A 13,005-nucleotide genomic window follows, 5' to 3' on the forward strand; every position below is an offset into this window, starting at 1 on the left:
GGCGTGATTTACAACGCTTCTGAATCGGTTTCGCCGGTGCGGATGCGCACGGCATGGTCAATGGCGTAGACGAAGATCTTGCCGTCGCCGATCTGGCCGGTCTTGGCGGCTGCGGCGATCGCTTCAACGGCCTTGTCGACGAGCTCCGAAGGGACGGCGATCTCGACCTTCAGTTTCGGCAGGAAGCTCACGGCATATTCGGTGCCGCGGTAGATTTCGGTATGTCCCTTCTGGCGGCCGTAGCCTTTGACTTCGGTCACGGTCAGGCCCTGGATGCCGACAGCAGTGAGGGCTTCGCGAACCTCATCGAGCTTGAACGGCTTGATAATGGCCATCACAATTTTCATCTGGTTTCATCCTTGTTCGCCTCCGGCGGAGGCCGTCTCTCCTTGCTGCGGAGCGCCCCAAGCGCCGTGCAACCGAACCATGACATTCAAGGGGCGTGCCAGATTCGAATGGCTGTCTTAAGTGGATGAAAACAAATAGAAAAAAAGAAAGCCGCAGCACGAATGCTGCGGCGCATCAAAAAATCGGCACTTTAGAAGATTAAAAAATAGGCAGAATGAAGCTTCTGCTTATTTCCTATTCAGATGCCTTTTTCCGGATCAGCCCTTCCTGGGCGACGGAGGCGATCAGCACGCCGGAACGCGTAAAAAGGCTGCCTCTGGTCATCCCGCGGGCACCATGTGCACTCGGACTGTCCTGGGTATAGAGCAGCCAGTCGTCCATCTTGCAGGGGCGGTGGAACCACATGGCATGGTCGAGGCTTGCGACCTGCAGGTTGCGGTCGAAGACCGAAGTGCCGTGGGCATAAAGCGAGGTGTCGAGCAACGTCATGTCGGAGAGATAGGCAAGGATCGCCGCCTGGATATGGCGCTCGTCCGGAACGGTGCCCACCGCCTTGACCCAGACATCCTGGATCGGTTTGCCGTCGTCGCGGGTGAAATAGTGGTGAAACGAAGCCGGGCGGATCTCGATCGGCCGTGGCCGTTCCCAGTAGCGCCGGATCGCTTCGGGCGCATGCACGAGGAACTTTTCCTTCAGCTCCTGCTCGCCCGGCAGCGTCTCGGGCATGGCGAGATCAGGCATGTCGATCTGGTGGTCGAAACCGTCCTCGTCGTACTGGAAGGAGGCGGACATCGAGAAGATCGCCTTGCCATGCTGGATGGCGACGACCCGGCGCGTGGCGAAGCTCGTACCGTCGCGGATGCGATCGACCTCGTAGATGATCGGCACCGACGGATCGCCTGGCCGCATGAAATAGGCGTGCAGCGAGTGGACGAAGCGGTCCGCATCCACGGTGCGCTGGGCGGCGACCAGCGCCTGGCCGATCACCTGGCCGCCGAAGACCCGCTGCCAGCCGACCTGTGGGCTCAAGCCCCGGAACAGATTTTCCTCGAGTTTTTCGAGATCGAGAATGGCCAGCAGCGCATCCATGGGGGTGGCGGTCTCGGTGGGGCGCGACATTTCGGCTTTCTCCGATGGTAGGAACGTCGATGGCATTGATCTATATAGACATAAAACGATGCTCAAGTGCGACGGAGAAAGCCGATGCTCGATGTCTTGATTGCCGGTGGCGGCTATGTCGGCCTTTCGCTTGCGGTGTCCTTGAAGAAGGCGGCGCCGCATCTCGACGTGATGGTGATCGACGGCGCGCCGGAAGATGCCTGGAAAAAGGACCAGCGCGCTTCCGCCGTTGCGTCCGCGGCCGAGCGCATGCTCGACGTGCTCGGCGTCTGGGATGAGATCGCGCCGGAGGCCGAGCCGATCCGCCGCATGGTGATCACCGATTCGAAGGCGGCCGATCCGGTGCGCCCCGTGTTCCTGACCTTCGACGGCGACGGTGGCGAGGGACGTCCCTTCGCCCATATGGTGCCGAACACGGCGATGGTCGGCGCGCTGCGCCGCGCCTGCGAGGCGCTCGGCGTCGTCAATCGCCAGTCGACCATGGTCGAGAGCTTCAAGAGCGGCGACCATGCGGTGGCCGTGACGCTTGCCGGTGGTGAAGAGTTGCAGGCCCGTCTTCTGGTCGCCTGCGACGGCGTGCGCTCGAAGCTGCGCGATGCCGCAGGCATCAAGACCGTCGAGTTCGATTATGGCCAATCCGGCATCGTCACCACGGTCGAGCATGAGCGGCCGCACGAGGGCACGGCGGAGGAGCATTTCCTGCCGGCAGGGCCGTTTGCCACCCTGCCGCTCAAGAACAACCGTTCGTCGCTCGTCTGGACCGAGCGCACCGAGGACGCCGAACGCCTGGTCAAGGGCGACGATTTCCTGTTTGAGGAAGAACTGGAGCGCCGGTTCGGCCACAAGCTCGGCCACCTGAAGGTGGTCGGCGGCAGGCGGGCATTCCCGCTCGGGCTGACGCTTGCCCGTGATTTCGTCAAGCCGCGCTTCGCGCTTGCCGGCGACGCGGCCCATGGCATCCACCCGATCTCGGGGCAGGGGCTCAATCTCGGCTTCAAGGACGTGGCCGCGTTGGCCGAGACCATCGTCGAGGCGGATCGTCTCGGGCTCGACATCGGCTCGCTCGCGGTGCTTGAGCGCTACCAGAGCTGGCGGCGCTTCGACACGTTCCGCATGGGTGTGACGACGGACGTGCTCAACCGACTGTTTTCCAACGACATCACTCCGGTCAGGATCGCCCGCGATTTCGGCCTCGGCCTCGTCGACCGCATGCCGTCGCTGAAGAGTTTCTTCATCCGCCAGGCGGCCGGCATCGCCGGCGAGACCGATCCGCGGCTGCTGTCGGGGCAACCGATCTGAGGGTCCACTACGTCCCGCAAGAAATTCGCCCCTCACCCTAACCCTCTCCCCGCAGGCGGGGCGAGGGGACGAGAGCTACTGACACACCATCGCTTGGTGTAGGCCATCGCGGAACAAGCGGATAAAACAACCTTGGCTGCTGACGTGCGAGCAGAGCCGCACATGTCCTTCTCCCCGCCTGCGGGGAGAAGGTGCCGGCAGGCGGATGAGGGGCCATGCGCCGATTGAAATCGCTGCCGGCCTCAATCCTCGATCTTGCGCGCCTCGGAGATCAGCATGATCGGCACGCCGTCGCGGATCGGATAGGCGAGGCGCGCCTTTTCCGAGATCAGTTCATTGGCTTCGGCGTGATAGCTGAGGCGTCCCTTGGTCAGCGGGCAGACGAGCAGTTCGAGCAGTTTCGGGTCGACCTTGCTGGCATTGATATCCATTGTCCGTCGCTCACTGCAAAATGCTGTCCATATCGCCGAAGTCGCGCGCGAGCACGATCTCGGTGATGGCGATCAGGGTTTCGGCACGGGTCTTGAGATCGGGCGCTTCGAGCAGCGCCTGTTTCTCTGCCGGGCCATAGGGCGACATCATCGCCATGGAATTGACCAGCGTACGGTTGCTCGCCCGCTCGACGCTTTCCCAGTCGGCCTTCAGTTTGTTGGCTTCGAGATAGGCCTTGAAGGCGGCCAGCAGCGCCGCACGGTCGACGAGGGTCTCGTCGTCGCGGTTTTCGAGATCGGCGGCAAAGGGGCCGATGCGGAAGCGGCGGTAGCCGCGGGTGGCGCCGACTTCCGAAAACAACCGGTAGCGGCACACGCCGGTGAGCGAGGTGATGTAGCGGCCGTCGCCGGTCTCGGCAAAGGAGGTGATGCGGCCGATGCAGCCGACCTCGCAGAGCGCCTGCATCGGGCCGGTGGCGGTGTCGTTGCGACCTTCACAGAAGGACGGTTGCACGATGCCGATCAGGCGGTTGCCGGAAAGGGCGTCATCGAGCATGGCGAGGTAGCGCGGCTCGAAGATGTTGAGGGGAAGCTGGGCGCCGGGAAGCAGCAATGCACCGGTCAGCGGAAACACCGGAATGATCTCCGGCAAGTCCTTCGGACCGAGATAACGTGCATTTCCGACGTGCATTTCCGATAGACCCTGCCGGTATTCGCTTTGCCCCGCCAAGGAAGCGCGGTCAACCAGATCAAAAGATGGTGCGCTGCTTGAAAATCTCAAGGGACGAGCCTGTCGATCTTCACAGGTGAAGATGGATCGTGATCGGATCCGCTTACGAAAAGGGGCGCCGACGCGCCCCTTTCAAAAAAACATGTCCGTCGGCTCAGGAGAACAGGATCGACGAAAGCTTGCGCCGGGCAGCGATGGTTGCCGGATCCTTCGGGCCCCAGACCTCGAAGAAGGAAAGCAGCTCGCGCCGCGCGCCGTCGTCGTCGTAAGCCCGGTCGCGCTTCATGATCGTGAGCAGATGGTCGGCCGCAGCCATCCGGTCGCCCTCGACGTTGCGGATCTTGGCGAGCAGCACGCGCGCCTCGTGATCATCGGGGTTTGCGGCGAGGCGCCGTTCGAATTCGTTCGGATCGCCGAGCTTGCGGGCTTCCTCGATCTGGTCGAGCTTCTTGCCGAGGGCGGCAATGCCGGCGTCCTTGGCAAGGTCTTCCGGCAGGCTGGACAGCGCCTCGCGGGCCTCGGCGAGCTGGCCGAGCGCGATCATGCAATCGACCATGCCGGCAATCGCAACGACGTTTTCGGGATCGGCCTGCAGCACGGCGCCATAGAGGCCGGCGGCGTTCTCGGCATCGCCCGCATCGATCAGCGCCTTGGCATCGACGAGAACCGCTTCGATCTCGGCCTTGCTGTCGTCAACGGCGGGGCCGGCGATCTTTTCGATGAACTGCTTGATCTGGCTTTCCGGTACCGCGCCCATGAAGCCGTCGACCGGGCGGCCGCCGACGAAGGCGATGACGGCCGGGATCGACTGGATGCCGAGCTGGCCGGCGATCGAAGGATGATCGTCGATGTTCATCTTGACGAGCTTGACGCGGCCTGCGGCTTCCGTGACCACCTTTTCGATGACGGGGGTCAGCTGCTTGCAGGGACCGCACCAGGGCGCCCAGAAATCGACGAGAACCGGCTGCTGCCTGGAGGCTTCGAGCACGTCCTTGGTGAAGTTGGCAGTGGTGGTTTCCTTGATCAGGTCGCCGCCCGACGCGGCCGCCGGCGCCGGCTGGCCGAAGGAGGCCGAGGCCGTCATCTGAGTGCCGAAAGACCCTGCATAGGGATTGTCGCTGCCCGTCATTCTTCTCTCCTCGCCGGCTCGTCCGCCAGCTTACTGCATTCGCGCCAAAGATCGTATGTCAGGCCGTGACTTTCAAGACAAGCGGTTCGTGTCCGGTCGCTTCCATGAAGCGCAGAAGATCCTTCGAAGCGATCGCGGTCGTGGCGTCGTTGGAAAGCGGATGGCAGTTGACGATATCGAACGTCATCAGCGCCTCGTCGAGGATGACCTTGACGTTGCCCCCGGTGTCGTTGATCGCGCCGAAGGCGGTCACCGCACCTGGAATGACGCCGAGATATTCCATCAGCTTCTCCGGCTTGCCGAAGGACACCTTGCTGGCCGCGCCGATCACCTGGTGCACGGTCTTCAGGTCCACCGTCGCGTGCTCCTCGACGGTGAGCAGGAAATAGTTGTCCTTCTTGTCCTTCACGAAGAGGTTTTTCGTGTGGCCGCCGGGCATCTCGTCGCGAAGCGCGACCGATTCGGCCACGGTGAAAACCGGCGCGTGGGTCTTCGTCTTATGCTCGATTCCAAGTCCATCGAGAAAATTGAAGAGGTCTTCGGCGGTTTTCGGCTGTGATTCACGCATGATTCTCATTCCTTGGGCACTCGTTTCGTCTCAGCTTTAGGGGAGAAGCCTGTCAGGACGCAATCTCACAGGCGGCGGGGCCAGCCGAAAACGCGGCATTTCCGGGCTTTGTGAAGGGTCTCTCAAAAAATATTCGATTTCTCGTCATTTCCCTGTTGCATTCCAAAATCGCTTAGGCCATATACCGCCCGTCGCCGCAAGACAGCGCCGACGCCACGGTCCACCGACTACCCCCGGACCTTGGATGATGAGCGGGTGTAGCTCAGGGGTAGAGCACAACCTTGCCAAGGTTGGGGTCGGGCGTTCGAATCGCCTCACCCGCTCCAATTTCTCCCAACCATTTCATTTCACAGTTGTTTTCGAAATGAACGGCGTTTTCCGTCAGGCGCCCAGCGCTTCGCGACCGGACACTGTGCCGTGCGAATACGGGCGCTCTGCCGAACACAACGCCGGTATTTGGGGAGGCAGTCCTTTCGTCCGCTTCCCCGCCTTTCATTCATTGCAGATTGTCAGCACGTGCGCGCGAGCGCGCTCAACTCTTCATGAACACGTAGTCCGTTTCCTGCCGGCGGATCTCGCCGGGGCGCAGCACCGCGTTCGGGAAGCCGGGATGGTTGATCGCGTCCGGCCAGATCTGGGTTTCCAGGCAGAAGCCGGCAAAGGCGCCGTAGCGGCGGCCTTCGAGGCCGGGGACGGGGATGTTCAGCTTTGCGCCGGTATAGAGCTGCACGCCGGGCTCGGTCGTCAGCACTTCCATGGTGACGCCCGAATCAATGCTGCGGGCAAGCGCCACCGAATGTTTCGCCATGCGTTCGTTCGAAAGGCAGAAATTATGATCGTAGGCGACGCGCTCGCCTTCGGTCTGGCGGCTGAGCCGCGTCATCTCCCTGAGATCGAAGGCGGTGCCTTCGACGGCAAGGATCTCACCCGTCGGCACCTGGCGTTCGGTGGTCGGCAGATAGTGGTCGGCGGCGATCATGATGTCGTGGCCGAGGGCGTCAGCGCTGCCGTCGAGATTGAAATAGCTGTGCTGGCAGACATTGGCGAGCGTCGCTCGGTCGGTTTCGCTCTCGTAGACGACGCTCAGGACGCCGCCAGGCTTCAGCTGGTAGGTGCAGGTGACCTTGCAATTGCCGGGATAGCCGGCGCGGCCATCCGGGTCGGTAATGGCGAGCGTGACGCTGTCGGGCGTGTGCCGAACGATCGTCCAGTTGCGCTTGCCGATATTGTCGCTGCCACCGTGCAGATGCGTGACGCCCTTCTCGTTCAATTCGAGCTGGTAGGCCTCGCCATCGAGCGTGAAGCGGCCGTTGCCGATGCGATTGGCGCAACGGCCGGGCGTGGCGCCGAGATAGGGCGAATGGGCAAGGTAGCTTTCGAGATCGTTGAAGCCGAGCACCAGCGGCGGCTCGTGGCCCTCGAGGCGCAGATCCTGAATGACCGAGCCCCAGGTGAGCACATGGGCGGTGAGGCCGCCGCCGGACAGCACCACACGATGGACCGGCTCGCCGGATGGCAGATGGCCGAAGATTTCCGTGTTCTGATGCATGTTCACCGCTTGCTCCCTCTACAGCGCCGCGCGTCTCCCCAGATGCGCAAAGGTCGCCGTACACTTTTGAATTGCTACATGTTTTGCCCTTGGCTCGGTTGGGATCCAGAGAAACATGCAGCGATGCGATCGCAGCAAACTGCGTCATTTCCAAAGGCACGGCAACCGGAAAATCATACTAAATGCGGCTGGGGCCGTCTCCGGCCTGAGAGCAAAAACATCCAGCTATTCAAGGTGCTACAGCGACCTCTCGCAGTCATGTCAGCGCGACAGATGCTTGGTGGCCTCCTGGAGGCCGGCGAGCGTCAAAGGAAACATCCGCCCCTCGAGCAGGCTCTTCACCATGCCGATCGACTGGGTGTAGCCCCAGTGCTGTTCGGGCACGGGGTTGATCCAGATCGAGCGCGGAAAATGCGCCGTCAGACGCGAGAGCCAGAGGGCGCCAGCCTCGTCGTTCCAGTGCTCGACCGAGCCGCCGGGGTGGCTGATCTCATAGGGGCTCATCGAGGCGTCGCCGACGAAGATCGCGCGGTAGTCGCCGCCATAGGTGCGTAGCACTTCTGTCGTCCGGGTGATGTCGACGCGCCGGCGGCGATTGTCCTTCCACAGGCCCTCGTAGACGCAATTGTGGAAGTAGAAATGCTCCATGTGGCGGAACTCGCTACGAGCCGCTGAAAACAGTTCCTCGACGATACGAATATGATCGTCCATCGAGCCGCCGATGTCGAAGAACATCAGGAGCTTCACAGCATTGCGACGCTCGGGCCTTGTCACCACGTCGAGATAGCCGTGTTCTGCGGTAGCGCGGATCGTGCCACCGAGATCAAGCTCGTCGGCAGCACCCTGGCGCACCCAGCGCCTCAGGCGCTTCAGCGCCACCTTGATGTTGCGCGTGCCGAGTTCGACCGTGTCGTCGTAATCCTTGAACTCGCGCCGGTCCCAAACCTTGACGGCGCGGCGGTGGCGCGACTGGTCCTGGCCGATCCGCACACCTTCGGGATTGTAGCCATAGGCCCCGAAGGGGGAGGTGCCGGCGGTGCCGATCCATTTCGAGCCGCCTTGGTGACGGCCTTGCTGTTCGCGTAGCCGTTGGCGCAGGGTCTCCATCAGCTTGTCGAAGCCGCCGAGCGCCTCGATCAGGCGCTTTTCTTCCTCGCTCAGGTGCTTTTCCGCGAGCTTGCGCAGCCAGTCCCCAGGGATGACGGCCTCTTCGCCCACCTCCATCGGATTGACCGCTTCAAGACCGGAAAAGCAATGCTGGAACACGCGGTCGAAGCGGTCGATATGGCGCTCGTCCTTCACCAGCGCCGTGCGCGCCAGATAGTAGAAGGCCTCGACGTCGAAGGTGGCGATGCCCGCCTCCATCCCCTCGATCAAGGACAGGAATTCCCGGAGCGTGACCGGGATCTTCGCCGCCTTGAGTTCGAGGAAGAAGGGAATGAACATCTGACCTCAGCTTTTCCCGGCGCCGATCTCCGCGACATCATACGGCGTCGTCTGGTACATCTCGTTGATCCAGTTGCCGAAGAAGAGATGCGCATGACTGCGCCAGCGGTTCTGCGGCGGCAGGGTCGAATCGTTGTGCGGGAAGTAGTCGTGCGGCATCTTGATCGGCACGCCCGCATCCACGTCGCGGAAGTATTCATCCGACAGCGAGGTCGAATCATACTCCACGTGGTTGAACATGTAGAGCCGGTTGCCCTTTTTCTCGTGCACGAGGCAGACGCCCATCTCCTTTGATTCCATCAGGATTTCGAGGCTCGGCACCTTGTCGATGTCGGCGCGGCGGACCTCGGTCCAGCGCGAGACCGGGACCGCGAAATCGTCGGAGAAGCCGTTGAGGTAGACGGAGGAGCGATTGAGGTTCTGGTGGCGGTAGACGCCGAAGGCCTTTTCCTTCAGCGCATACTTCGGCACGTCGTGGAAGTGATAGATCGCCGCCATCGCGCCCCAGCAGACGTTGAGCGTCGAATGCACGTTGGTCTCGGTCCAGTCGAGGATGCGCTTCAGCTCGTCCCAATAGGTGACGTCCTCGTATTCGAGCGTCTCGACCGGCGCGCCGGTGATGATAAAGCCGTCGAACTTGCGGCCCTGCACTTCTTCCCAGGTCTCGTAGAAGGAGAGCAGGTGATCTTCCGAGGTGTTCTTGGCCCGGTGAGCGCCGATGCGCACCAGTGACAATTCCACCTGCAGCGGCGAGGCGCCGATCAGGCGCGCCATCTGGATCTCCGTCTTGATCTTGTTCGGCATGAGGTTCAGGAGCCCGATCTGGAGCGGGCGGATATCCTGACGGATCGCCACGGTCTCGGTCATCACCCGCACGCCCTCATGCACGAGGGTTTCGAAGGCGGGCAGCGTATCGGGAATCTTGATGGGCATGGGCTTCCACTCGATCAATACAAAAAAACCGGCGGCGATTGATCGCGACCGGTCCTCGGAAATCCAACTTTCCTCGGCCCTTTAGCGACTTGTTTAACGTGGCTGCAAGCCGGCCGGCCAAATCACCACGAAGAATTTGATAGCGCGAGTGGGCCGCGGGGGTCAAGAAAAACGATTCGGGCGGGGCGGAGACGGCCCCTCATCCCGCTGCCGTGACCTTCTCCCCGCTGGCGGGGAGAAGGGGCCTTGCCGCACCCGATCGTTCCACAAGTCAAGCTCAGCCGGTCGTTTGGCTTGGTAGCCGGGTTCGCTATCCGCACGTCTCGGCTTGGAGCCAGCCGTCGTCCGCGTCCCCTCTCCCCGCCTGCGGGGAGAGGGTTAGGGTGAGGGGCTACTTTGCAGCAGGTGTAGTGCGTCCCGCATCCCATAGCCGAGCCGGTTCCTCGCCTCATCGATACCCAGCCAGAAGAAACGAAAGCGGATCGGGTCACCGCCACCAAACGGCGTCATTTCCCGATGGATCCAGGTCTGCCGCTGCTCGCCGGCAAAGGCGACGTGAAAATAATGCCGCCGATGACAGATTGTCCTGCCGTCCTTCGGGTAGTGGTAGTCCTGCGTGACGAGATGGGTGAGCGCTTCCGGTGGCGTCAGCCCGGTTTCCTCGATGAATTCTCGCTGAGCCGATGTCTTCGGGCTCTCGCCCGGCTCCATCGTACCGCCGGCCACCTGCAACTCGATCTCGGGAAAGTCCGGCTCGTCGAAGACCAGCAGCCTGTCCTGCCAGGTGGCGTAGATCAGGACCTTGTGGGCATCCGGCATCATTGATCGCGGCGGGCCATGAAGGCGAGGCGCTCGAAGAGGTGTACGTCCTGCTCGTTCTTCAGAAGTGCGCCGTGCAGCTTCGGCAGCATGGTCTTGGCGTCGGCTCTCAGATCCGCCGGATCGACCTCGTCGGCGACGAGCAGACGGATCCAGTCGAGCGCTTCGGACGTGGACGGCTTCTTCTTCAACCCCGGCACCTGGCGGATGTCGTAGAAGGCGGCAAGGGCGGCCGAGAGCAGCGTCTTGCGGATGCCGGGATAATGCACCTCGACGATGCGGGCGAGCGTGTCTGCATCGGGGAAGCGGATATAGTGGAAGAAGCAGCGGCGCAGAAACGCGTCCGGCAGTTCCTTCTCGTTGTTGGAGGTGATGATGACGATCGGGCGGTGGCGGGCGCCGATCATCTCGCCGGTCTCGTAGACATGGAATTCCATGCGGTCGAGTTCCTGCAAGAGGTCGTTCGGAAACTCGATGTCGGCCTTGTCGATCTCGTCGATCAGAAGCACCACGCGGCGATCGGCCTCGAAGGCCTGCCAGAGCTTGCCTTTGCGGATATAGTTCCGGACCTCGTTGACGCGCTCGTCGCCGAGCTGGCTGTCGCGAAGCCGCGACACGGCGTCGTATTCATAGAGGCCCTGCTGCGCCTTCGTCGTCGACTTGACGCTCCATTCGATCAGTTCGAGGCCAAGGGCGGCGGCGATCTGGCGGGCAAGTTCGGTCTTGCCGGTGCCGGGCTCGCCCTTGACAAGCAGCGGCCGCTCCAGTCGGATCGCGGCGTTGACGGCGATCATCAGGTCCTTGTCGGCGATATAGTCGGCGGTGCCTTGAAATTGCATGGGCGTCTTCCGGTTCAGCGTAAGTCAGGCGAAGTCATGCGAAGTCATGCCCTATGGACTATCGCATAATGGCTTAAATCGGAATCGTTTTGAGGGCAGGCGTGATCAAGGGGTCAGCCGCGAAGGGCAGTGACCTCGATCTCGATCAGCATTTCCGGGCGGATCAGGTCGCAGACAATCATGGTTGCGGCCGGGCGGATCTCGCCAAAGACTTCGCCGAAGATCGGGAACACCCGGTCGGCGAAGCTGGCATCGGTGACGTAGTAATGATTGCGGACAACGTCCTTCATCGAGAAGCCCGCTTCCTTCAGCGCGCCCTCGATCGTCTTCAGGCAATTGCGCGCCTGCTCCTCCACCGTCTCGGGCATGGTCATGGTGGCGTAGTCATAGCCGGTCGTGCCGGAGACGAAGCACCAGTCGCCCATTGCGACGGCACGCGAATAGCCTGCCGTCTTTTCGAAGGGCGAACCCGAGGAGATGAGCTTGCGCGCCATATCTTCGTTTTAAGCCCAGGGGCGCGCGGCGCCGACCGTCTTTTCGAAGCTGTCGATGGCGGTTGCCTTTTCCAGCGTCAGGCCGATGTCGTCGAGGCCGTTCAGCAGGCAGTGACGCTTGAAGGCATCGACCTCGAACTTGACCGAGCCGCCGTCCGGGCCGGTGATTTCCTGGGATTCCAGGTCGATCGAGAGGATGGCGTTGGAGCCGCGCGAAGCGTCGTCCATCAGCTTGTCGAGGTCAGCCTGGCTGACGACGATCGGCAGAATGCCGTTCTTGAAACAGTTGTTATAGAAGATGTCGGCAAAGGACGTGGAGATCACGCAGCGGATGCCGAAGTCGAGCAGCGCCCACGGAGCGTGCTCGCGCGAGGAGCCGCAGCCGAAGTTGTCGCCGGCAACGAGAATGCTGGCGTTCTGGTAGGCCGGCTTGTTGAGCACGAAATCCGGGTTGACCGAGCCGTCTTCGTTGTAGCGGGCTTCGGCGAAGAGGCCCTTGCCAAGGCCGGTGCGCTTGATCGTCTTCAGGTAATCCTTCGGAATGATCATGTCCGTGTCGATGTTGACGACGGGGAGGGGGGCGGCGACACCGGTGAGCTTGACGAATTTTTCCATAACTTCAGGCCTTCGATTTCAGAAGAATGTTGCGCTAGCGTTTAGATGAGTTTTGCGCCGAAATGAAGGAAAATCTGTTCAAATAGGCTTCGCCGGGTGGGTGAAAATGCCCGCCCGGCGAGAGCTTCGTCCGGATTTCGATTGTCTGCAGGGACTTAGCCTGCCTTCACCGGGCTGTTCATGGCCCAGAGAACGCCGAAGGGATCGCGGAGCTGGCCGTAGCGGTCGCCCCAGAACATCACCTCGATCGGCATCACCACCTCGGCGCCGGCAGCAACCGCACGGTCCCACCAGGCATCGATGTCGTCGACGGTGAGCGTCAGGGTGAAGGCCTGCGGCTTTTCCAAGGGGTGGCCGTATTCCGGATAGGCATCGGCGAGCATCAGCGAGCTGCCGTTGATATAGAGGTGGATGTGCATCGTGCGGCCCTGCTCGTCGAGCGGATGCCGGTTGACTTCCTTGCCGCCGAAGGCGCGCTGGTAGAACTCGGACGCCTTGGCGGCGCCATCGACCTGAAGATAGGGCAGAAGGCCGTTGAGGACCGGTGCCGGCTGCTGCGTCTGGGTATCCATATCGTTCTCCATCCTGTTTTAGAGCCAGGACCGTGCTGGCCTGCCTCAAGGACGGACATGGAATGGTCGATCCGACATGGGGTCGAAAAAAAATCGCAGCCGGCTGGATGACAG

15 protein-coding genes, 1 tRNA gene and 1 riboswitch are annotated in these 13,005 nt (G+C 62.0%); of the genes, 2 read left to right on the forward strand and 14 right to left on the reverse strand.

Features of this window, described 5'->3' with window-relative positions; genetic code table 11:
* Positions 1–8 precede the first annotated feature (8 nt).
* On the reverse strand, positions 9–347 hold the full coding sequence (locus M2267_RS21750) for a P-II family nitrogen regulator (RefSeq protein ID WP_034802765.1): 339 nt from the start codon (positions 345–347) through the stop codon (positions 9–11).
* A 235-nt stretch (positions 348–582) separates the two neighbouring features.
* A complete protein-coding gene (gene tesB, locus M2267_RS21755) occupies positions 583–1,467 on the reverse strand; it encodes an acyl-CoA thioesterase II (protein ID WP_043624878.1) in 885 nt (294 codons plus the stop codon).
* A gap of 84 nt (positions 1,468–1,551) precedes the next feature.
* Between tesB and M2267_RS21760 the strand changes: the two genes are divergently transcribed.
* Positions 1,552–2,766, forward strand: a complete 1,215-nt coding sequence (locus tag M2267_RS21760; protein ID WP_429117061.1) for a ubiquinone biosynthesis hydroxylase — start codon at positions 1,552–1,554, stop codon at positions 2,764–2,766.
* 242 nt (positions 2,767–3,008) lie between these two features.
* Here M2267_RS21760 and M2267_RS21765 read toward each other — a convergent pair whose 3' ends face one another.
* The 4 genes from M2267_RS21765 to M2267_RS21780 all read right to left on the reverse strand — a co-directional run bounded on the left by M2267_RS21765 (position 3,009) and on the right by M2267_RS21780 (position 5,624).
* The gene (locus M2267_RS21765) at positions 3,009–3,197 is read right to left on the reverse strand and encodes a Trm112 family protein (RefSeq protein ID WP_034802755.1); all 189 of its coding nucleotides are present in this window, start codon (positions 3,195–3,197) and stop codon (positions 3,009–3,011) included.
* Between the two features lie 10 nt (positions 3,198–3,207).
* Positions 3,208–3,888 carry an LON peptidase substrate-binding domain-containing protein gene (locus M2267_RS21770; protein ID WP_043626121.1) on the reverse strand — a complete coding sequence of 227 codons (681 nt, stop codon included), beginning with the start codon at positions 3,886–3,888 and terminating at the stop codon, positions 3,208–3,210.
* A 193-nt stretch (positions 3,889–4,081) separates the two neighbouring features.
* Entirely contained in the window at positions 4,082–5,056 is a 975-nt protein-coding gene (gene trxA, locus M2267_RS21775) for a thioredoxin (protein WP_429117064.1), read from the reverse strand.
* A gap of 58 nt (positions 5,057–5,114) precedes the next feature.
* The gene (locus tag M2267_RS21780) at positions 5,115–5,624 is read right to left on the reverse strand and encodes a prolyl-tRNA synthetase associated domain-containing protein (protein WP_082006222.1); all 510 of its coding nucleotides are present in this window, start codon (positions 5,622–5,624) and stop codon (positions 5,115–5,117) included.
* A gap of 251 nt (positions 5,625–5,875) precedes the next feature.
* Here M2267_RS21780 and M2267_RS21785 point away from each other — a divergent pair.
* Positions 5,876–5,950 (forward strand) — tRNA-Gly (locus tag M2267_RS21785).
* 206 nt (positions 5,951–6,156) lie between these two features.
* On the opposite strand, the gene M2267_RS21790 is transcribed toward M2267_RS21785, so the two are convergent.
* The 8 genes from M2267_RS21790 to M2267_RS21825 all read right to left on the reverse strand — a co-directional run bounded on the left by M2267_RS21790 (position 6,157) and on the right by M2267_RS21825 (position 12,891).
* Positions 6,157–7,173: an aldose epimerase family protein gene (locus M2267_RS21790; protein WP_429117303.1), complete on the reverse strand. Its 1,017-nt coding sequence runs from the start codon at positions 7,171–7,173 to the stop codon at positions 6,157–6,159.
* A gap of 261 nt (positions 7,174–7,434) precedes the next feature.
* Positions 7,435–8,619 carry a vWA domain-containing protein gene (locus M2267_RS21795; RefSeq protein WP_429117067.1) on the reverse strand — a complete coding sequence of 395 codons (1,185 nt, stop codon included), beginning with the start codon at positions 8,617–8,619 and terminating at the stop codon, positions 7,435–7,437.
* A 6-nt stretch (positions 8,620–8,625) separates the two neighbouring features.
* Complete coding sequence (gene metA / locus M2267_RS21800) at positions 8,626–9,552, reverse strand: homoserine O-acetyltransferase MetA (protein ID WP_043626110.1); 927 nt, start codon at positions 9,550–9,552, stop codon at positions 8,626–8,628.
* 61 nt (positions 9,553–9,613) lie between these two features.
* Positions 9,614–9,691, reverse strand: a riboswitch (SAM riboswitch).
* Between the two features lie 239 nt (positions 9,692–9,930).
* Positions 9,931–10,374, reverse strand: coding sequence for an NUDIX hydrolase (locus M2267_RS21805; protein WP_429117069.1), 444 nt, complete (start codon positions 10,372–10,374; stop codon positions 9,931–9,933).
* A complete protein-coding gene (locus M2267_RS21810) occupies positions 10,371–11,210 on the reverse strand; it encodes an AAA family ATPase (RefSeq protein WP_043620012.1) in 840 nt (279 codons plus the stop codon). Before M2267_RS21810 ends, M2267_RS21805 begins: the two co-directional genes overlap by 4 nt.
* Positions 11,211–11,323: 113 nt before the next feature.
* The gene (locus M2267_RS21815) at positions 11,324–11,704 is read right to left on the reverse strand and encodes a RidA family protein (protein ID WP_034802728.1); all 381 of its coding nucleotides are present in this window, start codon (positions 11,702–11,704) and stop codon (positions 11,324–11,326) included.
* A gap of 9 nt (positions 11,705–11,713) precedes the next feature.
* The gene (leuD, locus tag M2267_RS21820; protein WP_291160301.1) at positions 11,714–12,319 is read right to left on the reverse strand and encodes a 3-isopropylmalate dehydratase small subunit; all 606 of its coding nucleotides are present in this window, start codon (positions 12,317–12,319) and stop codon (positions 11,714–11,716) included.
* A 155-nt stretch (positions 12,320–12,474) separates the two neighbouring features.
* Positions 12,475–12,891 carry a VOC family protein gene (locus M2267_RS21825; RefSeq protein WP_429117073.1) on the reverse strand — a complete coding sequence of 139 codons (417 nt, stop codon included), beginning with the start codon at positions 12,889–12,891 and terminating at the stop codon, positions 12,475–12,477.
* Positions 12,892–13,005 lie beyond the last annotated feature (114 nt).

The organism is Ensifer sp. KUDG1, from assembly GCF_050434285.1.
Classification (GTDB): domain Bacteria; phylum Pseudomonadota; class Alphaproteobacteria; order Rhizobiales; family Rhizobiaceae; genus Ensifer.